The sequence below is a fragment of the Kribbella antiqua genome (genome assembly GCF_004345665.1).
Classification (GTDB): domain Bacteria; phylum Actinomycetota; class Actinomycetes; order Propionibacteriales; family Kribbellaceae; genus Kribbella; species Kribbella antiqua.
The window spans coordinates 536,999-554,897 of the sequence record NZ_SLWR01000003.1 but is presented as its reverse complement, the minus strand read 5'-3'; the positions used below and the strand labels follow the sequence as shown (position 1 = coordinate 554,897).

Here is a 17,899-nt window from a genome sequence, read left to right as displayed (position 1 = left end):
TCACCGGGTGACGTGTAGGACCCGGAATCCCTTGGCGCTCGCCTTCCGCGTGCAGGGGTAGCCCTGCTCGGTCAGCCAGCGTTGGAGGGAGTCGCCGCCCAGGTTCTTGCCGACGACGAACCAGGCCACGCCGCCGTCGGCGAGCCGGGCCAGCCAGTGCAGCAGCATCTTGTGCAGCTCTGGCTTGCCGATGTGGATCGCCGGGTTCGACCAGATCTCGTCGAACCGCACGTCATCCGGTACGCCGTCCGGGAGGACAGGGTGCACGCGATCAGCCACTCCGGCCTTGGCTGCGTTCTCCGCGGTCAACTCCAGCGCCCGCGTGTTCACGTCGACCGCCCACACCTGCGCCTCAGCGGCCTCGACAGCCAGTGCACACGCGATCGGCCCGTAGCCGGTCCCCAGGTCGAGGAACGTCCCGCCGCCGGTTGGCGGATCCACCTCCCGCAGTAATACCGCCGTACCGATGTCCAACCGGTCTCTGGAGAACACTCCGGTCGCAGTGGTGAAGGTGTACTCGCGTCCCCAGATCCGAGCCTCGACAGTACGGCGTACGTCCGCCGAACCCGGCTCCGCCGAGAAATAGTGATCAGCCACGCTGGTGTACCTCTCCCCTGACCTGCCTGGCCTGCAGGGCCCTGGCTGCCAGCTCATCGTCCGCCGGGTAACGCACTTCCTCCAGAGTCAGCCCGTGCGCTGGCAGAACCGACACCGCCGAGTCCCGCACCTTCCCAGCCAGTACGGCGGCCGGCCAGTCGACCTCACGCCGTCCGTCTCCCACCGGGATCATGGAACCCACCAGTGCCCGGACCATCGAGTGGCAGAAGGCATCAGCGATCACTGTGCCTTCCAGCAAGCCAGGAGCCGTCCGCCGCCACGAGTACTCCAGCAGCGCCCGCACTGTGCTGGCGCCCTCCCGCTTCTTGCAGAAGGCCGCGAAGTCGTGCTCGCCGAGCAGACCGGTCGCGGCCGCGTTCATCCGGTCCATGTCGAGCGGGCGGCCTACTCGCAGTACGTGCTGACGCAGCAGCGGGTCCCAGCCGGCCGGGTCGTCACAGAGCCTGTACACATAGCGACGAGCCAATGCGGAGAAGCGGGCGTCAAAGCCCTCTGGAGCCGCTCTCACGGCCGTGACAGCCACATCCTCAGGCAGGACGCCGTTCAGGCTCCTCAGAAGCCTCAGCGGCTCTACAGCGCCCTCGACGTCCACATGGGTGACCTGCCCACGCGCATGTACGCCGGTGTCCGTCCGGCCGGCACAGGTCACGGTCGGAGCTTCCGGCAGGCGCAGTACGACGCGGAGCATCTCCTCCAGCACGCCCTGCACGGTCCGGAGACCCTCCTGACGGGCCCAGCCGTGGAAGGCCGTTCCGTCGTACCTGAGGTCTATCCGCCAACGCACACGGCAATCTAACGCAACAGCGCCCCCTCACCGCGTGGTGAGGGGGCGCTGTGTGGCGACGGAGGTTACTTGTCCTCGGTCTTGGTGTCCTCGACGACGTCCTGGACCTTCTCGTCCTGCACGTCGGCGACAACGTCCTGGACCTTCTCGTCCTGCACGTCCTCGACCTTGGGCTCGTCCTCGACCTTGTCGCCGACCTTGTCCTCGGTCTTCGCCGCGGTCTTCTTGGCCGGGGCCTTCTTCGCGGTGGCCTTCTTCGCCTTCGGCGAGTCAGCCAGCGCCTCGACCAGCTCGATTTTCACCAGCGGCGCGTTGTCACCCTTGCGCGGGCCGAGCTTGGTGATCCGGGTGTAGCCGCCCGGACGGTCGGCGTACCGCTCGCCGATCTCGGTGAAGAGCACGTGCACGACGCTCTTGTCCTTGATCCGCTTCATCACCTGACGGCGCGAAGCCAGGTCACCGCGCTTGGCCTTGGTGATCAGCTGCTCCGCCAGCGGCTGCAGGCGCTTGGCCTTGGCCGCGGTGGTGGTGATGGCGCCGTGCTCGAACAGCGACGTCGCGAGGTTGCTGAGGATCAGCTTCTCGTGCGCCGGGCTGCCGCCCAGCCGGGCACCCTTGGTGGGGGTAGGCATCTCTTACTCCAGAAAGGATTTCAGGCCAACTGGCCCGGGTGGGTTCAGTACTGCTCGGTCTCGGCGAAGCTCTCGTCCTCGTCGTCGGCCTCGGTGCCGTAGGCCTCGGCGGCCGCACGGAGGTCGAAGCCAGGGGGCGAGTCCTTCAGCGACAGGCCCATCTCGGCCAGCTTCAGCTTGACCTCGTCGATCGACTTGGAGCCGAAGTTGCGGATGTCCAGCAGGTCCTGCTCGCTGCGCGAGATCAGCTCACCCACGGTGTGGATGCCCTCACGCTTGAGGCAGTTGTACGACCGGACGGTCAGCTGCAGGTCCTCGACCGGCAGCGCCAGGTCGGCGGCCATCTGCTCGTCCACCGGCGACGGGCCGATGTCGATGCCCTCGGCCTCGACGTTCAGCTCGCGGGCCAGGCCGAACAGCTCGACCAGGGTCTTACCGGCCGACGCGACCGCGTCCCGCGGCAGCATCGACGGCTTGGTCTCGACGTCGACCACGAGGCGGTCGAAGTCGGTGCGCTGCTCGACACGGGTCGCCTCGACCTTGTAGGTCACCTTGAGCACCGGCGAGTAGATCGAGTCGACCGGCATCCGGCCGATCTCGGCGTCGGCGGACTTGTTCTGGATCGCTGACACGTAGCCCCGGCCCCGCTCGACGACCAGCTCCATCTCGAGCCGGCCCTTCTCGTTCAGGGTCGCGATCTTCAGGTCCGGGTTGTGCACCTCGACACCGGCCGGGGGCGCGATGTCGGCGGCGGTGACGTCACCGGGGCCCTGCTTGCGCAGGTACATGGTGACCGGCTCGTCGTGCTCGGAGGAGACGACCAGGTCCTTCAGGTTCAGGATCAGCTGGGTGGCGTCTTCCTTGACCCCGGCCACGGTGGAGAACTCGTGCAGGACGCCGTCGACCTTGATGCTGGTCACGGCGGCACCCGGGATGGAGGACAGCAGGGTCCGGCGGATCGAGTTGCCGAGGGTGTAACCGAAGCCCGGCTCGAGCGGCTCGATCACGAACCGCGAGCGGTGCTCGTCGACGACCTCTTCGGTCAGGGTGGGGCGCTGGGCAATAAGCACTTCGTAACTTCCTTAGGGTTCCGCGACGACCACTATTTGAGGCCGCGAAGGGTGAAGCACCGACCAGGTCCGGCCGGCGGCCCGGAGGCCACCGACCGGTTCCGGATCAGTTCTTCGAGTAGAGCTCGACGATCAGGTGCTCGGCGACCTGGGTGTCGATCTGCTGCCGGGTCGGCAGCTGGTGGACGAGGATGCGCAGCCGCTCGGGCAGCACCTCGAGCCAGGCCGGGACGACGCGCTCGGCGTGCGTCTCCCGGGCGATGATGAACGGAGTCGTCTCGACCGACTTCGCCTTGACATCGATGATGTCGTGGGCGGCCACCCGGTACGACGGGATGTTCACCTTGATGCCGTTCACGGTGAAGTGACCGTGTACGACGAGCTGACGGGCCTGCCGCCGGGTCCGGGCCAGGCCGGCGCGGTAAACCACGTTGTCCAGCCGGGACTCCAGGATGATCAGCAGGTTGTCACCGGTCTTGCCGGAGCGCCGCGAGGCCTCCTCGTAGTACCGGCGGAACTGCTTCTCCAGAACGCCGTACGAGAAGCGGGCCTTCTGCTTCTCGCGCAGCTGGAGCAGGTACTCGCTCTCCTTCGGACGGCCGCGGCCGTGCATACCCGGCGGGTACGGACGGCGCTCGAACGCCTTGTCGCCACCGACGAGGTCGACCCCGAGACGGCGCGACTTCTTGGTCATGGGTCCGGTGTAACGGGCCATTGTTAGTGCTCCTCTCGGAAGATCAGACCCGGCGCCGCTTGGGCGGGCGGCAGCCGTTGTGGGCGGTCGGGGTGACGTCCTGGATGGTGCCGACCTCGAGGCCGACGGCACCCAGCGAACGGATCGCGGTCTCACGGCCGGAGCCGGGACCCTTCACGAACACGTCGATCTTGCGCATGCCGTGCTCCATCGCCCGGCGCCCGGCGGCCTCGGCGGCCATCTGCGCGGCGAACGGAGTGGACTTGCGCGAGCCCTTGAAGCCGACGGTGCCCGCGGAAGCCCACGAGATGACCGCGCCGGTCGGGTCGGTGATCGTCACGATCGTGTTGTTGAACGTGCTCTTGATGTGCGCGTGGCCGGCGGCCACGTTCTTCTTCTCCTTGCGGCGCACCTTCTTGGCGCCGGCCGCGGTGCGGCTCTTGGGAGGCATAGGTCAGTTACTCCTGGGGTCGACGGTCATCCGGGTCGTCACTTCTTCTTCTTGCCGGCGATCGCCTTACGACGACCCTTGCGGCTGCGGGCGTTGGTCCGCGTGCGCTGACCCCGCACCGGCAGGCCGCTGCGGTGGCGACGGCCCTGGTACGACCCGATCTCGATCTTGCGGCGGATGTCCGCGGTCACCTCGCGACGGAGGTCACCTTCGATCTTGTAGTTGCCTTCGATCCAGTCCCGGAGCTTCACCAGCTCCTCGTCGCCCAGCTCGTGGACGCGCTTGTCACCGGAGATCCCGGTGGCTTCGAGCGTCTGCAGGGCGCGAGTACGACCTACTCCGAAGATGTAGGTGAGAGCGACCTCGATGCGCTTGTCGCGCGGCAGGTCGACCCCTACGAGGCGTGCCATGTGGCGGTGTTCCTTTCGTCAGCAGAGGTGTGGTGGCGCGCCGCGTCCCTGCCCGCCTCGGTGAGATTGCCTTCACCGGCAGGGCCCCGGCCTCTGTTCCGGGGGCGATGTACAGCATTGGATGCTGTACCAGCGTGCGCGCTGTGGTGCGAAAGTGCGGGTGCTGCTCGAGTGGGGCGGTCAGCCCTGCCGCTGCTTGTGCCGCGGGTTCTCGCAGATCACCATGACCCGGCCGTGACGGCGGATCACCTTGCACTTGTCGCAGATCTTCTTGACGCTCGGATTGACCTTCATCGAGCTTCTTTCTTCGACAGGTGTTGGTGGTGGTCTTACTTGTACCGGTAGACGATGCGACCCCGGGTGAGGTCGTACGGCGACAGCTCCACGACGACCCGGTCCTCGGGGAGGATCCGGATGTAGTGCTGCCTCATCTTGCCGCTGATGTGCGCGAGCACCTTGTGCCCATTGGACAGCTCAACACGGAACATCGCGTTCGGCAGGGCCTCGACGATGGTGCCCTCGAGTTCGATGACTCCCTCTTTTTTGGGCATGTCCTCGCACTTCTGTAGACGACGAACTGTTTGATGGTCCTGTCCTTTGGTGCCCTCCTGACCGAGGGTCAGGCAGCCGCGGGCACGACGAGACAGAGGCTACAAAGAGCCAAGGAAAGAGTGTACGCCACTCCCCCAGGCGAAACCCAATCGAGACCGCTCAGCCGGCCCGCGACGCCTCCAGTACGGCGATATGCTCCGCTCCCCAGGCATCCAGCGGCGCCAACGCGACGTTGAGTGACTGCCCGAGCTCGGTCAGTGAGTATTCCACCTTCGGTGGCACCTGGTGGAAGACCTCGCGATGCACGATGTCGCGCGACTCCAGCTCGCGCAACTGCTGGATCAGCATCTTCTCCGTCACCCCGGCGATCTCTCGGCGCAACTCCCCGAACCGCATCGGGCCGTGGTGCAGCGCCCACAGGATCCGCGGCTTCCACTTCCCACCGATGACATCGGCGGCGGCGTCCAGTCCGCAGCTGTACGGAAGCATTACTTACCTTTCGGTCAGTACCTGACAAATTAGTGGGTACTTGTCCATCCTAAAGCGCGCAGCCAGGGTTGACGGCATGAAGACTCCTGTCACCGTCCTCGGCCTCGGCGCGATGGGCAGCGCCCTCGCCCGGGCCTTCCAGGCCGCCGGCCACCCGACCACCGTCTGGAACCGGACCCCTGGACGCGCCCCCGAACTCGAAGGCGTCACCCGCGCCGCCACGGCCCTGGAGGCCGTGAACGCCAGCCCGCTCGTAGTCGTCTGCCTGCTCGTCGACGCGACCGTCCGCAGTACGTTGAACGGCCTCGACCTGACCGGCCGCGCCGTCGTCAACCTGACCAACGGCACCCCGGCGCAGGCCCGGGACACCGCCGCGTGGGCAACCGCAGCCGGGGCGGAGTACCTGGACGGCGGCATCATGGCCGTTCCCGCGATGATCGGTGGCCCCGCCGCCTTCATCTTCTACAGCGGCTCCCCGGTCGCCTTCGAACGGCACCAGGCCGACCTCGCCGCGATGGCCCGGCCCGCGTACGTCGGCAGCGACCCAGGCCTGGCCGCGTTGCACGACATTGCCTTGCTGAGCGCCATGTACGGGATGTTCGGCGGCGCCCAACACGCACTGGCTCTGACCGGGAGCGAGAAGATCTCCCCGATACGGTTCACGGAGGACTTCCTGCTGCCCTGGCTGACAGCGATGCTCAGCAGCCTGCCGCGGATCGCCAAGGACCTCGAGGAAGGTCCCGAGCCGGGGGCGGCGGGCTCGAACCTGGCCATGCAGGCGGCCGCCTACGACAACCTGCTCGACACCTCGGTCGGCCAGGGCGTCGATCCCGCCCTGCTGACGCCAATGGGTGACTTGCTGCGGAAGGCGGTTGCAGCCGGCCACGGCGATGAGGACCTGGCGGCCGTCGTCGGGCTGCTCAGGACTGGTTCGTAGCCGCCCACTGCTCGCCCTCTCGCCAGATCTGCTCGGGCATGAGGTCGAGGAGGTCGCAGGCGGCATCCAGTTGGGCCAGGGCGGTGGTGGCGTCGCGGTAGGCGGGCAGGATCGCGACGAAGCGCCGCCCTTCGCAGCTGAAGCCGAAGGGCGGGACCTGACTCAGGGCCTCCACGGCGCGTGGATGCAGTACTGCCTCGGCGTGGTCCTCGCGGCCATTGAAGAGGCAGTACCGCCCGGGCAGGCCATCGATGGTCAGCTTGAGCGGTAGCAGGCTGGCCGCCGCGACCGGTGCGAGGGAGGCGGGCAGCACCTGCAGTGGCGGCAGTGGCCGGTCCACGTGCAGGTCCAGGAAGTCGAAGCCGAGGTCACGCCGCCGTACCTTGTGCCGGAACTTGCCGGTCCAGAACTCCCTGCCCCGGTGCCGGCCGCTGGTCACGTCGTACACCTCGGCGTTCGGGTCCTGGGCGAACGGCGGAAACGGCCAGCGCTCCAGCAGTTCCGGCTCGGACGCGCTGATCCGCCAGTCCAGCTGCCCGACCACTTCCGCCCAGGACTTCCGCCGCCGTACGTCGGCCAGCTTCATGGCAATGGTGAACGCCACCAGCACCAGGAACCAGCCCACCACGAACCAGCCGACCCAGCGTGGTTCCAGCAACAGCCCGGCGATGACGAGAGGAACTGCGACCGCGAACCAGATCACGTAGACCAGGGCGGACCCCTGCCGCAGCTGCCACGCCAGATCCGGCCGCAGACGCGGCGCGGCCACGCGGCGGCTGACCGAGGCCGCCGTCACCGCCGCTTTCCGAGACTGCCCAGGACGATCAGCGTCCACGGAATCAGCAACCAGACCGGCCAGAAGTGCGGCCAGTTACCGCCATGGGCGATACCGATGACAGCCCAGATCACCACGTTGATCACGACCACGCCGGTGAAGCCGCCAGCCGCTTGCCAAGGCCGCTCCGGGTCCTTGTTGCGATGCCGCTCCGGGAAGTCACCCGGTGCCGGGGACGGCTTGCTGTCCCGCACCACAGCCGGAGTCTGGTACGTCTGGGCCGGTGGCAGGTCGTGCACCAGCGGCTCGAGTTCGCCGTACGTCTGGACGGAGTAGAGCCGGTCGAGGCGGGAGGTGAACTCGGGTTGGTCCAGCCGCCCGTCCGCGAACGCGTCCCGCAGCCGGCCGGCGATCTTGTCGCGGTCGGCTTCGGTGAAACGCTGATACGGCTGGTACTGAGGCATAGCTCAAGTGTGCCTCAGCACAAGGGCCGTGGCGTCCCCCAACGGGTGGACGCTAGTCGCTCAGAGCTCCGCACTTGACGCCGAGCTTGGACAATTCGGCCTCGCCGCCGTCGAGGGCGGTCAGCACCCACGGACCCTCCGGGGTCAGCGTGAAGCTGTGCTCGGTGTGCGCGGCGGCCAGGCCGTCGTTGGTGACGACCGTCCAGTCGTCCTCGAGCGTGTGGTTGTCCTGCTTGCCGAGCGTGAGCATCGGTTCGACCGCGAGTGCCAGTCCCTCGACCAGCTTCGGTCCGCGGCCCGGTCGGCCGAAGTTCGGCACGTTCGGCGGCTGGTGCATCGCCGACCCGATCCCGTGCCCGACGAAGTCCTCCACGATCCCGTACGACGAATTCGCGCGTACGTGCCGCTCGATCGCGGCCGAGATGTCGCTCAGCCGGCCACCCAGCCTGGCCGCGGCGAACCCGTGCCACATCGACTCTGCGCAGATCCGGGCCAGGTCGAGCAGCTCCGGATCCACCTCGCCGACGGCCACCGTGATCGCGGCGTCGCCGTGCCAGCCGTCGACGATCGCACCACAGTCGATGGAGATCAGATCGCCGTCCTCGAGCACCCGGCTACCGGGGATGCCGTGCACGATCTCGTCGTTCACCGACGCGCAGATCGAACCGGTGAAGCCGTGGTAGCCCTTGAACGACGGGATGGCGCCGGAGGAGCGGATGTTGTCCTCGGCGATCGCGTCCAGCTCGCCGGTGCTGATACCGGCCCGGACCTCACCGCGGAGCAGTTCCAGCGTGCGGCCGACGACCAGGCCGGCCGCACGCATGGAGAGGATCTGCTCGCGGGTCTTGATCTCGATCCCGCGGTCTCGGAACATCACGAGCTACTCAGTGACGGTTTTGAGGGCGGCGAGCACCCGCTCGCTGACCTCGTCGATCTCGCCGACGCCGTCCACCTCGACCAGCAGGCCGCGCTGCGCGTAGACCCGCAGCAGCGGCTTGGTTTCGGCGGTGTAGACGTCCTGCCGGTGCCGGACGACCTCTTCGGAGTCGTCCGACCGGCCCTCGACGTGCGCCCGCTTGAGCATCCGCGCCACCAGTACGTCGGTGTCGGCGATCAGCGCCACCACCGCGTCCAGCTTGTGGCCGTGCTCGGCCAGGATGTCGTCCAGCGTGCCCACCTGGGCCAGCGTCCGCGGATAGCCGTCGAGCAGGAACCCGTCGCCGGCGTCCGCCTCGGACAGCCGGTCCCGGACCATCGCGTTGGTGACCTCGTCCGGGACATAGTCGCCGGCGTCCATGTACCGCTTGGCCTCCAGGCCCAGCGGCGTCTCGTCCTTCACGTTCGCACGGAAGATGTCGCCGGTGGACACGGCCGGGATATTCAGGCGTTCCGCAAGCACCTTTGCCTGCGTGCCCTTGCCCGCCCCGGGCGGACCCATCAGCAACATTCTCATCAGCGCAAGAACCCTTCGTAGTTACGCTGCTGCAACTGGCTCTCGATCTGCTTCACAGTGTCCAGTCCGACACCGACCATGATCAGGATCGACGTACCACCGAACGGGAAGTTCTGGTTCGCGTTCAGCAGCACCAAGGCGACCAGCGGGATCATCGAGATCAACGCGAGGTAGATCGCACCCGGCAGCGTGATGCGGGACAGGACGTACGCCAGATACTCCTCCGTCGGCCGGCCGGCCCGGATGCCCGGGATGAACCCGCCGTACTTCTTCATGTTGTCCGCGACTTCCTTCGGGTTGAAGGTAATCGAGACGTAGAAGTACGTGAAGAAGATGATCAGAGCGACGTACGTCACCATGTAGATCGGGTGGTCGCCCTTGACCAGGTTTCCTTGAATCCAGTTCGCCCAGCCCTCGCCCTGCTTGAACTGGCTGACCAGCACCGGCAGGTAGAGCAGGCTGGAGGCGAAGATGACCGGGATGACGCCGGCCTGGTTGACCTTCAGCGGGATGTACGTCGACGTACCGCCGAACATCTTCCGGCCGACCATCCGCTTGGCGTACTGCACCGGGATCCGGCGTTGCGCCTGTTCGATGAAGATGACCGCGGCCATGATCACCAGGCCGATCGCGACCACCACCACGAAGGTGGCGATGCCCTTCTCCTTGCGGATGTTCCACAGCTGCGAGGGGAAGGTGGCGACGATCTGGGTGAAGATCAGGATCGACATGCCGTTGCCGACACCCCGGTCGGTGATCAGCTCGCCCAGCCACATGATGACGCCGGTACCGGCGGTCATGGTCAGCACCATGACGACGACCGTGAACCAGTCGTCGCGGTGCAGCAGCGGCTCCTGGCAGCCCTGGAACAGCCGGCCCGGGGTGCGGGCCAGGGCCACGAACGCGGTGGCCTGCAGGATCGCCAGGCCGACGGTCAGGAACCGGGTGTACTGGGTGATCTTGGCCTGTCCCGCCTGGCCCTCCTTCTTCAGCGACTCCAGCCGCGGGATCACCACGGTGAGCAGCTGCAGGATGATGCTGGCGGTGATGTACGGCATGATGCCGAGCGCGAAGATCGCGAGCTGCAGCAGCGCACCGCCGGAGAACAGGTTGATCAGGTTGTAGAGGTTCGCGTTCGCGCCGCCCTGGGCCGCCTTCAGACAGGTGTCCAGCGACTTGACGTTGACGCCCGGCGCGGGGACGACAGAACCGATCCGGAAGATCACGACGATAAAGAGCACGAACAAGATCTTCCGGCGCAGGTCCGGAGTCTTGAACGCGTTGGCAAAGGCGCCTAACACCCTGTCCTCCCACAAGTTTCCTCTGCCCGGTCAGGGCAGGGGCCTAGCAAAGCAGCCGGGCAAGAGACGAACCAGGGCTCGTCCGAACTCCAGCGCACGATATCAAGCGCCGGCTCGCACGAGCCCTGGACCTCGTCACACCTCGGTGGTGGTCCCCCCGGCCGCCTGGATCTTCTCCTGGGCGGACTTGGAGAACTTGTGCACCGAAACCTGCAGCGCCACGGTCAGCTCGCCGTCACCCAGCACCTTGACCGGCTGACCACTGCGAACCGCGCCCTTGGCGACCAGGTCGGCCACGCCGACCTCACCGCCCTCGGGAAACAGTTGTCCGAGCTTGTCCAGGTTAACGACCTGGAACTCCACCCGGTTCCTGCTCTTGAAGCCCTTCAGCTTCGGCAGCCGCATGTGCAGCGGCATCTGCCCACCCTCGAACCACTCGGGGATGTTGTTGCGCGCCTTGCTGCCCTTGGTACCGCGGCCGGCCGTCTTGCCCTTGCTGCCCTCACCACGACCCACGCGGGTCTTGGCGGTCTTGGCACCGGGCGCCGGACGCAGGTGGTGAACCTTCAGCGCCATGTCAGTCGACCTCCTCGACGGTGATGAGGTGGCGAACCGCACGGACCATGCCGCGGACCTCGGGCTTGTCCTCGTGGACGGCGGTGTCGCCGATCCGCTTGACGCCCAGAGTGCGCAGCGTGTCCCGCTGGTTCTGCTTGCCACCGATACCGGAACGGACCTGAGTCACCTTCAGGCGTGCCATCAGGAGGCCACCTCCGCCCGCGCCTTCAGCAGCGCCGCCGGGGCGACGTGCTCGACCGGCAGGCCACGACGCGCGGCCACGGCCTCCGGGGTCTCCAGGCTGCGCAGCGCCTCCACCGTGGCGTGCACCACGTTGATGGCGTTCGCCGATCCCAGCGACTTGCTCAGGACGTCGTGGATCCCGGCGCACTCCAGTACGGCGCGCGCCGAACCACCCGCGATGACACCGGTACCGGGAGCGGCCGGGCGCAGCAGCACCACGCCGGCGGCCTTCTCACCCTGGACCGGGTGCGGGATGGTGCCCTGGATCCTCGGCACCTTGAAGAATGCCTTCTTGGCCTCCTCGACACCCTTGGCGATCGCCGCGGGCACCTCCTTGGCCTTGCCGTAACCCACACCGACGGTGCCTTCACCGTCGCCGACGACCACGAGGGCGGTGAAGCTGAAGCGACGACCACCCTTCACGACCTTGGCGACACGGTTGATGGCTACCACGCGCTCGATGTAGGCGGTCTTGTCAGCTGCCTGACCGCGACCACCGTCGCGACCACGGCGCTCACCACCGGCGCCGCCTCCGCGACGCTGCTGGCCTCCGCTCATTTCGAACTACCTTCTTCCTTGTATGTCGCCATGTCAGAACCCGAGGCCGCCCTCGCGGGCGGCGTCGGCCAGGGCCGCGATGCGGCCGTGGTACTTGTTCCCGGCCCGGTCGAAGACGACCGAGTCGATGCCGGCGGCCTTGGCCCGGTCGGCGATCAGGCCGCCGACGGTCTTGGCCTTGTCGGTCTTGTTCGCCTCCGCGCCACGCAGGTCGGCCTCCATGGTGGAGGCGGACGCCAGCGTCTTGCCGGCCACGTCGTCGATGACCTGCACGAACAGGTGCTTGGACGACTTGGTGACCACCAGCCGCGGCCGGTCGGCCGTGCCGTTGATCTTCTTCCGGACCCGGATCTGGCGACGCAGCCGGGAGGCCGTCTTCTTGGCGGAGTGCTTGTGCGGACGCAGTCCGATCGCCATGGTTACTTACCAGCCTTTCCGACCTTGCGGCGCACCTGCTCGCCGGCGTACCGCACACCCTTGCCCTTGTACGGCTCGGGCTTGCGCAGCTTGCGGATGTTGGCGGCAACCTCGCCGACGGACTGCTTGTCGATTCCCTGCACCGAGAACCGGGTCGGCGCCTCCACCGCGAACGTGATGCCTTCCGGCGCGTCCACCGTGATGGTGTGGCTGTACCCGAGCGAGAACTCCAGCTGGGTCGGTCCCTTGGCCAGGACGCGGTACCCGACGCCGACGATCTCGAGCTTCTTCTCGTAGCCGTCCGTCACGCCGGTCACCAGGTTGGCGATCAGGGTGCGGGACAGGCCGTGCAGTTCCTTGCTCTTGCGCTGGTCGTCGGGGCGGGTGACGGCGATGGTGCCGTCCTCCTCCCGGTTGACCGCGATGGGCTCAGCCACGACGTGCGAGAGCTGACCCTTGGGACCCTTCACGGTGACCGTCTGGCCGTCGATCGTGACGTCGACGCCGGACGGGACCGAGATCGGGAGCTTACCGATGCGAGACATGAGAGTGGTCCTCCTTCCGGTTCTTCGTCACCAGACGTAGGCGAGGACTTCCCCGCCGACGCCCTTGTTCTTGGCCTGGCGGTCCGTCAGCAGCCCCTGGGACGTCGAGATGATCGCGACGCCCAGGCCACCGAGAACCTTGGGCAGGTTGGTCGACTTCGCGTAGACCCGCAGGCCCGGCTTGCTGATCCGGCGGACGCCCGCAATGGAGCGCTCCCGGCTCGGGCCGAACTTGAGGTCGACGACCAGGGTCTTGCCGACGGCCCCCTCCTTGGGGTCCTCCACCTTGTAGGAGGAGATGTAGCCCTCCTGCTGGAGGATGTCGGCGATGCCCTGCTTGATCTTGCTGTACGGCATCGAGGTCGACTCGTGGTACGCCTGGTTGGCGTTGCGCAGACGCGTCAGCATGTCTGCGATCGGGTCGGTCATCGTCATGGCCTGGGGCCTCTTTCCCGCCGTGGTTTCGCCGGCCGGCGACCTACGGTGACTAGATGGTGAATGGAGAAAAGATCGGGGGTGGAGACGGTCACCAGCTGGACTTGGTCACACCGGGCAGCTCGCCCCGGTGCGCCATCTCCCGCAGGCAGATCCGGCACAGGCCGAACTTGCGGAAGACCGCCTTCGGCCGGCCGCAGCGCTGGCAGCGGGTGTAACCGCGCACCGCGAACTTCGGCTTCCGGGCCTGCTTGACCTTGAGTGCTGTCTTCGCCACGTCAGTTCTCCTTGAACGGGAAACCGAGCTGCCGCAGCAGGGCCCGGCCCTCGTCGTCGTTCTTCGCGGTGGTCACCACGGTGATGTCCATACCCCGGACCCGGTCGATCCGGTCCTGGTTGATCTCGTGGAACATCACCTGCTCGGTCAGGCCGAAGGTGTAGTTCCCGGTGCCGTCGAACTGCTTCGGCGACAGACCGCGGAAGTCACGGATCCGCGGCAGCGCGAGCGCCAGCAGCCGGTCCAGGAACTCCCACATCCGGTCGCCGCGGAGCGTCACGTGCGCGCCGATCGGCATTCCCTCACGCAGCTTGAACTGCGCGATCGACTTACGGGCCTTGGTGACCTGCGGCTTCTGGCCGGTGATCGCGGCCAGGTCCTTCACCGCGCCGTCGATCAGCTTGGAGTCGCGAGCCGCCTCGCCGACACCCATGTTCACCACGATCTTGGTGAGGCCGGGCACCTGCATGACGTTCTCGAACTGGAACTGCTCCTGCAGCTTGCCGACGATCTCCTCGCGGTACTTCGTCTTCAGCCGCGGCTGGACCTTGGTCTCGCTCACTGCGGTGGTCATCAGATCTCCTCGCCGGTACGCCGCGCGATCCGGACGCTCCGGAAACCGGTGTACGTCGAGCCGTCGGGGCGCCGCTTCTGCACCTCGACGCGGTTGTAGCCGACGCGGGTGGTCACCTTCTGCTTCTTGCCGTCCTTCTCGACCTCGACCAGAAGCATCACGTTCGAGACGTGGATCGGGGCTTCCTGGGTGACGATGCCACCCGTCGTGCCGCCGCGCTGGGCCTGCTGCACCTTGGTGTGCTTCTTGACCCGGTTCACGCCCTCGACGATGACCTTCTCGGCGTCGGGCAGGACCTGGATGATCTTGCCCTCGAGGCCCTTGGACTTACCGGCGATCACGCGGACCTGATCGCCCTTCTTCACGTGCAGCTTCTTCTGCGCCATCTCAGAGCACCTCCGGGGCGAGCGAGATGATCTTCATGAAGCGCTTCTCCCGCAGCTCCCGGCCGACCGGCCCGAAGATACGGGTGCCACGCGGCTCGCCGTCGGCCTTCAGGATGACGGCGGCGTTCTCGTCGAACCGGATGTAGGAGCCGTCCGGACGCCGGCGCTCCTTCACGGTCCGTACGACGACCGCCTTGACGACGTCACCCTTCTTCACACCACCGCCGGGGATCGCGTCCTTGACGGTGGCGACGATCGTGTCTCCGACACCGGCGTAGCGCCGACCGGAGCCACCGAGCACGCGGATGCAAAGGATCTCCTTGGCACCCGTGTTGTCGGCGACCTTCAGTCGCGACTCCTGCTGGATCATCTGTTGATCTCCTGGTTGTCTCGCTGGTTCTCACTCACGTGAGCCTTGCGGAACGAATAAATTTCGATTGGTTGCCGGTCCTGCGCTGGACGCACCTGGCCGGGAACTACTTGGCCTTCTCGAGGATCTCCACGACGCGCCAGCGCTTGGTCGCCGACAGCGGCCGGGTCTCCATCAGGAGGACGCGGTCGCCGATACCGGCGGCGTTCTGCTCGTCGTGCGCCTTGAGCTTGCTGGTGCGCCGGATGACCTTGCCGTACAGCGCGTGCTTGACCCGGTCCTCGACCTGCACCACGACGGTCTTGTCCATCTTGTCGCTCAGCACCAGGCCCTCACGGGTCTTCCGGCGGCCTCGCGCCTCGGTGGTGGTCGTGCTCACGGTCTCGTCCTTCGCGTTCTCGGTCATGCCTTGCTCCCGGCCTTCTCGGTCTCGTCCGCGGTCTCGGCCTCGTCAGCCGGTACGGCGTCCTCGGCGGCGGCCGGCGCCGCGTCGACCTCATCGGTGATGCCGAGCGCCCGCTCGGTCAGCACCGTGTAGATGCGGGCGATGTCCTTGCGGACGGCGCGCAGCCGGCCGTGGGACTCCAGCTGACCCGTGGCAGCCTGGAACCGGAGGTTGAACAGCTCCTCCTTGGCTTCGCCGAGCTTGCTCAGCAGCTCGTCCCGGCCCAGGTTCCGCAGCTCGGCGGCGGTCAGGGTAGCCATCAGTTCTCACCTGCCTCTCGGGTGATGAAGCGGCACTTCATCGGCAACTTGTGAATCGCGCGGCGCATGGCCTCGCGAGCGATCTCCTCCGGCACACCGGACAGCTCGAACATGACCCGGCCGGCCTTGACGTTGGCGATCCACCACTCCGGCGAACCCTTACCGGAACCCATCCGGGTCTCGGCCGGCTTCTTGGTCAGCGGGCGGTCGGGGTAGATGTTGATCCACACCTTGCCGCCACGCTTGATGTGCCGGGTCATCGCGATACGCGCGGACTCGATCTGCCGGTTGGTGACGTAGTGGCTCTCCAGCGCCTGGATGCCGAAGTCACCGAAGGCCAGCGTGGTACCGCCCTTGGCAGCGCCGGAGCGCTTCGGGTGGTGCTGCTTGCGGTGCTTGACCTTGCGGGGGATGAGCATCGGTCAGCTCTCCGTTCCGGTCGTCTCGGCGGGCTTGTCGGCAGCCGGCGCGGTTGCCTCGGCGGCCGGAGCCGCGGAGCGCGCCTCGTTGCGGCCGCCGCGGTCTCCACCACGGCCGCCGCGGTCACCGCGGTCACGGTCGCCACCACGGCCACCGCGGTCGTCGCGGCGAGCCGGACGGCGCTGCTGGGTCGCGGCCCGAGCGGCGGCCTGAGCCTCGCGCTCGGCCCGGGAGCCGGCCACGTCACCCTTGTAGATCCAGACCTTCACGCCGATCCGGCCGAAGGTCGTACGGGCCTCGTAGAAGCCGTAGTCGATGTCCGCGCGGAGCGTGTGCAGCGGCACCCGGCCCTCGCGGTAGAACTCCGACCGCGACATCTCGGCGCCACCGAGCCGGCCGGAGCACTGGATCCGGATGCCCAGGGCGCCGCCACGCATGGTGGTCTGCATCGCCTTGCGCATCGCGCGGCGGAACGCCACGCGACCGGACAGCTGCTCGGCCACGCCCTGCGCGACGAGCTGGGCGTCGACCTCGGAGTTCTTCACCTCGAGGATGTTCAGCTGCACCTGCTTGCCGGTGAGCTCCTCCAGGCTGCCCCGGATCCGGTCCGCCTCGGCGCCGCGGCGGCCGATGACGATGCCCGGACGGGCGGTGTGGATGTCGACGCGGACGCGGTCACGGGTGCGCTCGATCTCCACGCGGGAGATGCCGGCGCGCTCCATGCCCTTGCTCAGCAGGCGGCGGATCTTGACGTCCTCGCCCACGTAGTCCTTGTACAGCTTGTCGGCGTACCAGCGGCTCTTGTGGTCGGTGCTGATGCCGAGACGGAACCCGTGCGGGTTTACCTTCTGGCCCACAGTCAGGACTCCTTCTTCTCAGCGGTTGCCTTCTTGGCGGCCGGCTTCTTCGCGGTCGCCTTCTTGGCCGGCTTGTCGGCGGTCTCGGCCTGGTCGGCCGCGGCCTTCTTGGCCGGGGCCTTCTTGGCCGCGTCCGCCTTCTTGGCGGACTTCTTCGCCGGAGCCTTCGCGACCGGCTCCTCCTCGACCCGCGGGGTGACCACGACGGTGATGTGGCTGGTCCGCTTGTCGATCCGGGTGGCCCGGCCCTGGGCACGCGGGCGGTGACGCTTCAGCGTCGGTCCCTCGTCCACCAGGACCTTGGTCACGACCAGGTCGGCCCGGCTCAGGTGCTCGGTGCCCTCGGCGTTCGCCGCGGCGCTGTCGACGACCTTGTACACGGTCGCGGCAGCGGCCTGCGGGGCGAACTTCAGAGTGGCGAGTGCGTCGTCGACGCCCAGACCGCGCACCAGGTCGCCCACGCGGCGCGCCTTCATCGGCGTCACGCGGACGAAGCGCGCGACCGCGAAGGCCCCGGGCTCGTCGCCCAGCAGGCTCTCGCGACGGGCACTGACGGCCCTACGCTCTTGAACGCTCATGATGTTCGAATCTCTCCGTAGGTTGCTATCGCTTCGTCACTGACACGAGGTCAGCGACGCCGTGACTTTCGGTCGTCCTTCTCGTGACCCTTGAACGTCCGAGTCGGGGCGAACTCGCCGAGCTTGTGCCCGACCATCGCGTCCGTCACGAACACCGGCACGTGCTTGCGGCCGTCGTGCACCGCCAGCGTGTGGCCGATCATGTCCGGCACGATCATCGATCGGCGGGACCAGGTCTTGATGACGTTCTTGGTGCCCTTCTCGTTCTGCACCTCCACCTTCTTCATCAGGTGGTGGTCGACGAACGGGCCCTTCTTCAGGCTGCGTGGCATCTGGCCGGCTCCCT

General features: G+C 67.3%; 31 protein-coding genes and 1 pseudogene. 1 reads left to right on the top strand and 31 read right to left on the bottom strand.

Features of this window, described 5'->3' with window-relative positions; genetic code table 11:
- From EV646_RS12175 to EV646_RS12130, 10 genes are all read right to left on the bottom strand, one after another.
- Positions 1-597, bottom strand: a complete 597-nt coding sequence (locus EV646_RS12175) for a class I SAM-dependent methyltransferase (protein ID WP_422386707.1) — start codon at positions 595-597, stop codon at positions 1-3.
- Positions 590-1,402 (bottom strand): tRNA pseudouridine(38-40) synthase TruA, encoded by an 813-nt coding sequence (truA, locus tag EV646_RS12170; protein ID WP_132147671.1) that lies wholly within the window; start codon positions 1,400-1,402, stop codon positions 590-592. The genes EV646_RS12175 and truA overlap by 8 nt, the downstream gene beginning before the upstream one ends.
- A 65-nt stretch (positions 1,403-1,467) precedes the next feature.
- On the bottom strand, positions 1,468-2,034 hold the full coding sequence (rplQ, locus tag EV646_RS12165) for a 50S ribosomal protein L17 (protein ID WP_132147668.1): 567 nt from the start codon (positions 2,032-2,034) through the stop codon (positions 1,468-1,470).
- A gap of 44 nt (positions 2,035-2,078) precedes the next feature.
- A complete protein-coding gene (locus tag EV646_RS12160; protein ID WP_132147665.1) occupies positions 2,079-3,104 on the bottom strand; it encodes a DNA-directed RNA polymerase subunit alpha in 1,026 nt (341 codons plus the stop codon).
- A gap of 106 nt (positions 3,105-3,210) precedes the next feature.
- Positions 3,211-3,819, bottom strand: a complete 609-nt coding sequence (gene rpsD / locus EV646_RS12155; RefSeq protein ID WP_132147662.1) for a 30S ribosomal protein S4 — start codon at positions 3,817-3,819, stop codon at positions 3,211-3,213.
- Positions 3,820-3,841: 22 nt separating this feature from the next.
- Positions 3,842-4,249, bottom strand: a complete 408-nt coding sequence (gene rpsK, locus EV646_RS12150; protein WP_012923659.1) for a 30S ribosomal protein S11 — start codon at positions 4,247-4,249, stop codon at positions 3,842-3,844.
- Positions 4,250-4,287: 38 nt separating this feature from the next.
- Positions 4,288-4,659, bottom strand: a complete 372-nt coding sequence (rpsM, locus tag EV646_RS12145; RefSeq protein ID WP_132147659.1) for a 30S ribosomal protein S13 — start codon at positions 4,657-4,659, stop codon at positions 4,288-4,290.
- 180 nt (positions 4,660-4,839) lie between these two features.
- The gene (gene rpmJ / locus EV646_RS12140; RefSeq protein WP_008361054.1) at positions 4,840-4,953 is read right to left on the bottom strand and encodes a 50S ribosomal protein L36; all 114 of its coding nucleotides are present in this window, start codon (positions 4,951-4,953) and stop codon (positions 4,840-4,842) included.
- Positions 4,954-4,988: 35 nt separating this feature from the next.
- Positions 4,989-5,210 (bottom strand): translation initiation factor IF-1, encoded by a 222-nt coding sequence (gene infA / locus EV646_RS12135; protein ID WP_012923661.1) that lies wholly within the window; start codon positions 5,208-5,210, stop codon positions 4,989-4,991.
- Positions 5,211-5,370: 160 nt separating this feature from the next.
- Entirely contained in the window at positions 5,371-5,700 is a 330-nt protein-coding gene (locus EV646_RS12130; protein WP_132147656.1) for a winged helix-turn-helix transcriptional regulator, read from the bottom strand.
- 76 nt (positions 5,701-5,776) lie between these two features.
- On the opposite strand from EV646_RS12130, the gene EV646_RS12125 reads away from it, so the two are divergent.
- A complete protein-coding gene (locus EV646_RS12125) occupies positions 5,777-6,637 on the top strand; it encodes an NAD(P)-dependent oxidoreductase (protein WP_132147653.1) in 861 nt (286 codons plus the stop codon).
- Here the strand turns inward: EV646_RS12125 and EV646_RS12120 are convergent.
- The 21 genes and pseudogenes from EV646_RS12120 to rpsS all read right to left on the bottom strand — a co-directional run bounded on the left by EV646_RS12120 (position 6,621) and on the right by rpsS (position 17,885).
- A complete protein-coding gene (locus EV646_RS12120; protein ID WP_241995780.1) occupies positions 6,621-7,433 on the bottom strand; it encodes a type III secretion system chaperone family protein in 813 nt (270 codons plus the stop codon). The genes EV646_RS12125 and EV646_RS12120 overlap by 17 nt on opposite strands.
- Complete coding sequence (locus EV646_RS12115; protein WP_132147650.1) at positions 7,430-7,876, bottom strand: DUF1707 SHOCT-like domain-containing protein; 447 nt, start codon at positions 7,874-7,876, stop codon at positions 7,430-7,432. The genes EV646_RS12120 and EV646_RS12115 overlap by 4 nt, the downstream gene beginning before the upstream one ends.
- Positions 7,877-7,928: 52 nt before the next feature.
- Positions 7,929-8,750, bottom strand: a complete 822-nt coding sequence (gene map / locus EV646_RS12110; RefSeq protein WP_422386706.1) for a type I methionyl aminopeptidase — start codon at positions 8,748-8,750, stop codon at positions 7,929-7,931.
- A gap of 6 nt (positions 8,751-8,756) precedes the next feature.
- The gene (locus tag EV646_RS12105) at positions 8,757-9,329 is read right to left on the bottom strand and encodes an adenylate kinase (RefSeq protein ID WP_132147644.1); all 573 of its coding nucleotides are present in this window, start codon (positions 9,327-9,329) and stop codon (positions 8,757-8,759) included.
- Positions 9,329-10,630, bottom strand: a complete 1,302-nt coding sequence (gene secY, locus EV646_RS12100) for a preprotein translocase subunit SecY (RefSeq protein ID WP_132147641.1) — start codon at positions 10,628-10,630, stop codon at positions 9,329-9,331. Before secY ends, EV646_RS12105 begins: the two co-directional genes overlap by 1 nt.
- Positions 10,631-10,765: 135 nt before the next feature.
- Positions 10,766-11,206, bottom strand: coding sequence for a 50S ribosomal protein L15 (rplO, locus tag EV646_RS12095; protein WP_132147638.1), 441 nt, complete (start codon positions 11,204-11,206; stop codon positions 10,766-10,768).
- Between the two features lies 1 nt (position 11,207).
- Positions 11,208-11,390 (bottom strand): 50S ribosomal protein L30, encoded by a 183-nt coding sequence (rpmD, locus tag EV646_RS12090; RefSeq protein WP_132147635.1) that lies wholly within the window; start codon positions 11,388-11,390, stop codon positions 11,208-11,210.
- On the bottom strand, positions 11,390-11,989 hold the full coding sequence (gene rpsE / locus EV646_RS12085) for a 30S ribosomal protein S5 (RefSeq protein WP_132147632.1): 600 nt from the start codon (positions 11,987-11,989) through the stop codon (positions 11,390-11,392). Before rpsE ends, rpmD begins: the two co-directional genes overlap by 1 nt.
- Before the next feature lie 33 nt (positions 11,990-12,022).
- Complete coding sequence (gene rplR / locus EV646_RS12080; RefSeq protein WP_132147629.1) at positions 12,023-12,406, bottom strand: 50S ribosomal protein L18; 384 nt, start codon at positions 12,404-12,406, stop codon at positions 12,023-12,025.
- 2 nt (positions 12,407-12,408) lie between these two features.
- Positions 12,409-12,951, bottom strand: coding sequence for a 50S ribosomal protein L6 (gene rplF, locus EV646_RS12075; RefSeq protein WP_132147626.1), 543 nt, complete (start codon positions 12,949-12,951; stop codon positions 12,409-12,411).
- A 27-nt stretch (positions 12,952-12,978) separates the two neighbouring features.
- The gene (gene rpsH / locus EV646_RS12070; RefSeq protein ID WP_132147623.1) at positions 12,979-13,386 is read right to left on the bottom strand and encodes a 30S ribosomal protein S8; all 408 of its coding nucleotides are present in this window, start codon (positions 13,384-13,386) and stop codon (positions 12,979-12,981) included.
- A 91-nt stretch (positions 13,387-13,477) separates the two neighbouring features.
- On the bottom strand, positions 13,478-13,663 hold the full coding sequence (locus EV646_RS12065; protein WP_012923674.1) for a type Z 30S ribosomal protein S14: 186 nt from the start codon (positions 13,661-13,663) through the stop codon (positions 13,478-13,480).
- A gap of 1 nt (position 13,664) precedes the next feature.
- The gene (rplE, locus tag EV646_RS12060; protein WP_132147620.1) at positions 13,665-14,237 is read right to left on the bottom strand and encodes a 50S ribosomal protein L5; all 573 of its coding nucleotides are present in this window, start codon (positions 14,235-14,237) and stop codon (positions 13,665-13,667) included.
- Positions 14,237-14,623 carry a 50S ribosomal protein L24 gene (gene rplX, locus EV646_RS12055; protein WP_132147617.1) on the bottom strand — a complete coding sequence of 129 codons (387 nt, stop codon included), beginning with the start codon at positions 14,621-14,623 and terminating at the stop codon, positions 14,237-14,239. The genes rplE and rplX overlap by 1 nt, the downstream gene beginning before the upstream one ends.
- A gap of 1 nt (position 14,624) precedes the next feature.
- Positions 14,625-14,993, bottom strand: coding sequence for a 50S ribosomal protein L14 (rplN, locus tag EV646_RS12050; protein WP_012923677.1), 369 nt, complete (start codon positions 14,991-14,993; stop codon positions 14,625-14,627).
- A gap of 106 nt (positions 14,994-15,099) precedes the next feature.
- Complete coding sequence (rpsQ, locus tag EV646_RS12045) at positions 15,100-15,372, bottom strand: 30S ribosomal protein S17 (RefSeq protein WP_479684488.1); 273 nt, start codon at positions 15,370-15,372, stop codon at positions 15,100-15,102.
- 23 nt (positions 15,373-15,395) lie between these two features.
- Positions 15,396-15,698, bottom strand: coding sequence for a 50S ribosomal protein L29 (gene rpmC, locus EV646_RS12040; RefSeq protein ID WP_132147611.1), 303 nt, complete (start codon positions 15,696-15,698; stop codon positions 15,396-15,398).
- On the bottom strand, positions 15,698-16,117 hold the full coding sequence (gene rplP, locus EV646_RS12035) for a 50S ribosomal protein L16 (RefSeq protein ID WP_132147608.1): 420 nt from the start codon (positions 16,115-16,117) through the stop codon (positions 15,698-15,700). Before rplP ends, rpmC begins: the two co-directional genes overlap by 1 nt.
- A 3-nt stretch (positions 16,118-16,120) precedes the next feature.
- Positions 16,121-16,975, bottom strand: a complete 855-nt coding sequence (rpsC, locus tag EV646_RS12030) for a 30S ribosomal protein S3 (protein WP_132147605.1) — start codon at positions 16,973-16,975, stop codon at positions 16,121-16,123.
- A 101-nt stretch (positions 16,976-17,076) separates the two neighbouring features.
- Positions 17,077-17,553, bottom strand: a pseudogene (rplV, locus tag EV646_RS12025) (50S ribosomal protein L22); the annotation flags it as partial.
- A gap of 50 nt (positions 17,554-17,603) precedes the next feature.
- Complete coding sequence (gene rpsS / locus EV646_RS12020; RefSeq protein WP_131361012.1) at positions 17,604-17,885, bottom strand: 30S ribosomal protein S19; 282 nt, start codon at positions 17,883-17,885, stop codon at positions 17,604-17,606.
- Between the last annotated feature and the right edge of the window lie 14 nt (positions 17,886-17,899).

What these genes read in the sequence shown, in the direction of transcription:
- rplQ (WP_132147668.1), bottom strand. Translation starts at nt 2,034, where the DNA reads ATGCCTACCCCCACCAAGGGTGCCCGGCTGGGCGGCAGCCCGGCGCAC.
- rpsD (WP_132147662.1), bottom strand. Translation starts at nt 3,819, where the DNA reads ATGGCCCGTTACACCGGACCCATGACCAAGAAGTCGCGCCGTCTCGGG.
- rpsK (WP_012923659.1), bottom strand. Translation starts at nt 4,249, where the DNA reads ATGCCTCCCAAGAGCCGCACCGCGGCCGGCGCCAAGAAGGTGCGCCGC.
- rpsM (WP_132147659.1), bottom strand. Translation starts at nt 4,659, where the DNA reads ATGGCACGCCTCGTAGGGGTCGACCTGCCGCGCGACAAGCGCATCGAG.
- rpmJ (WP_008361054.1), bottom strand. Translation starts at nt 4,953, where the DNA reads ATGAAGGTCAATCCGAGCGTCAAGAAGATCTGCGACAAGTGCAAGGTG.
- infA (WP_012923661.1), bottom strand. Translation starts at nt 5,210, where the DNA reads ATGCCCAAAAAAGAGGGAGTCATCGAACTCGAGGGCACCATCGTCGAG.
- EV646_RS12130 (WP_132147656.1), bottom strand. Translation starts at nt 5,700, where the DNA reads ATGCTTCCGTACAGCTGCGGACTGGACGCCGCCGCCGATGTCATCGGT.
- EV646_RS12125 (WP_132147653.1), top strand. Translation starts at nt 5,777, where the DNA reads ATGAAGACTCCTGTCACCGTCCTCGGCCTCGGCGCGATGGGCAGCGCC.
- EV646_RS12115 (WP_132147650.1), bottom strand. Translation starts at nt 7,876, where the DNA reads ATGCCTCAGTACCAGCCGTATCAGCGTTTCACCGAAGCCGACCGCGAC.
- map (WP_422386706.1), bottom strand. Translation starts at nt 8,750, where the DNA reads ATGTTCCGAGACCGCGGGATCGAGATCAAGACCCGCGAGCAGATCCTC.
- EV646_RS12105 (WP_132147644.1), bottom strand. Translation starts at nt 9,329, where the DNA reads ATGAGAATGTTGCTGATGGGTCCGCCCGGGGCGGGCAAGGGCACGCAG.
- rplO (WP_132147638.1), bottom strand. Translation starts at nt 11,206, where the DNA reads ATGGCGCTGAAGGTTCACCACCTGCGTCCGGCGCCCGGTGCCAAGACC.
- rpmD (WP_132147635.1), bottom strand. Translation starts at nt 11,390, where the DNA reads ATGGCACGCCTGAAGGTGACTCAGGTCCGTTCCGGTATCGGTGGCAAG.
- rpsE (WP_132147632.1), bottom strand. Translation starts at nt 11,989, where the DNA reads ATGAGCGGAGGCCAGCAGCGTCGCGGAGGCGGCGCCGGTGGTGAGCGC.
- rplR (WP_132147629.1), bottom strand. Translation starts at nt 12,406, where the DNA reads ATGGCGATCGGACTGCGTCCGCACAAGCACTCCGCCAAGAAGACGGCC.
- rplF (WP_132147626.1), bottom strand. Translation starts at nt 12,951, where the DNA reads ATGTCTCGCATCGGTAAGCTCCCGATCTCGGTCCCGTCCGGCGTCGAC.
- rpsH (WP_132147623.1), bottom strand. Translation starts at nt 13,386, where the DNA reads ATGACGATGACCGACCCGATCGCAGACATGCTGACGCGTCTGCGCAAC.
- rplE (WP_132147620.1), bottom strand. Translation starts at nt 14,237, where the DNA reads ATGACCACCGCAGTGAGCGAGACCAAGGTCCAGCCGCGGCTGAAGACG.
- rplX (WP_132147617.1), bottom strand. Translation starts at nt 14,623, where the DNA reads ATGGCGCAGAAGAAGCTGCACGTGAAGAAGGGCGATCAGGTCCGCGTG.
- rplN (WP_012923677.1), bottom strand. Translation starts at nt 14,993, where the DNA reads ATGATCCAGCAGGAGTCGCGACTGAAGGTCGCCGACAACACGGGTGCC.
- rpmC (WP_132147611.1), bottom strand. Translation starts at nt 15,698, where the DNA reads ATGGCTACCCTGACCGCCGCCGAGCTGCGGAACCTGGGCCGGGACGAG.
- rplP (WP_132147608.1), bottom strand. Translation starts at nt 16,117, where the DNA reads ATGCTCATCCCCCGCAAGGTCAAGCACCGCAAGCAGCACCACCCGAAG.
- rpsS (WP_131361012.1), bottom strand. Translation starts at nt 17,885, where the DNA reads ATGCCACGCAGCCTGAAGAAGGGCCCGTTCGTCGACCACCACCTGATG.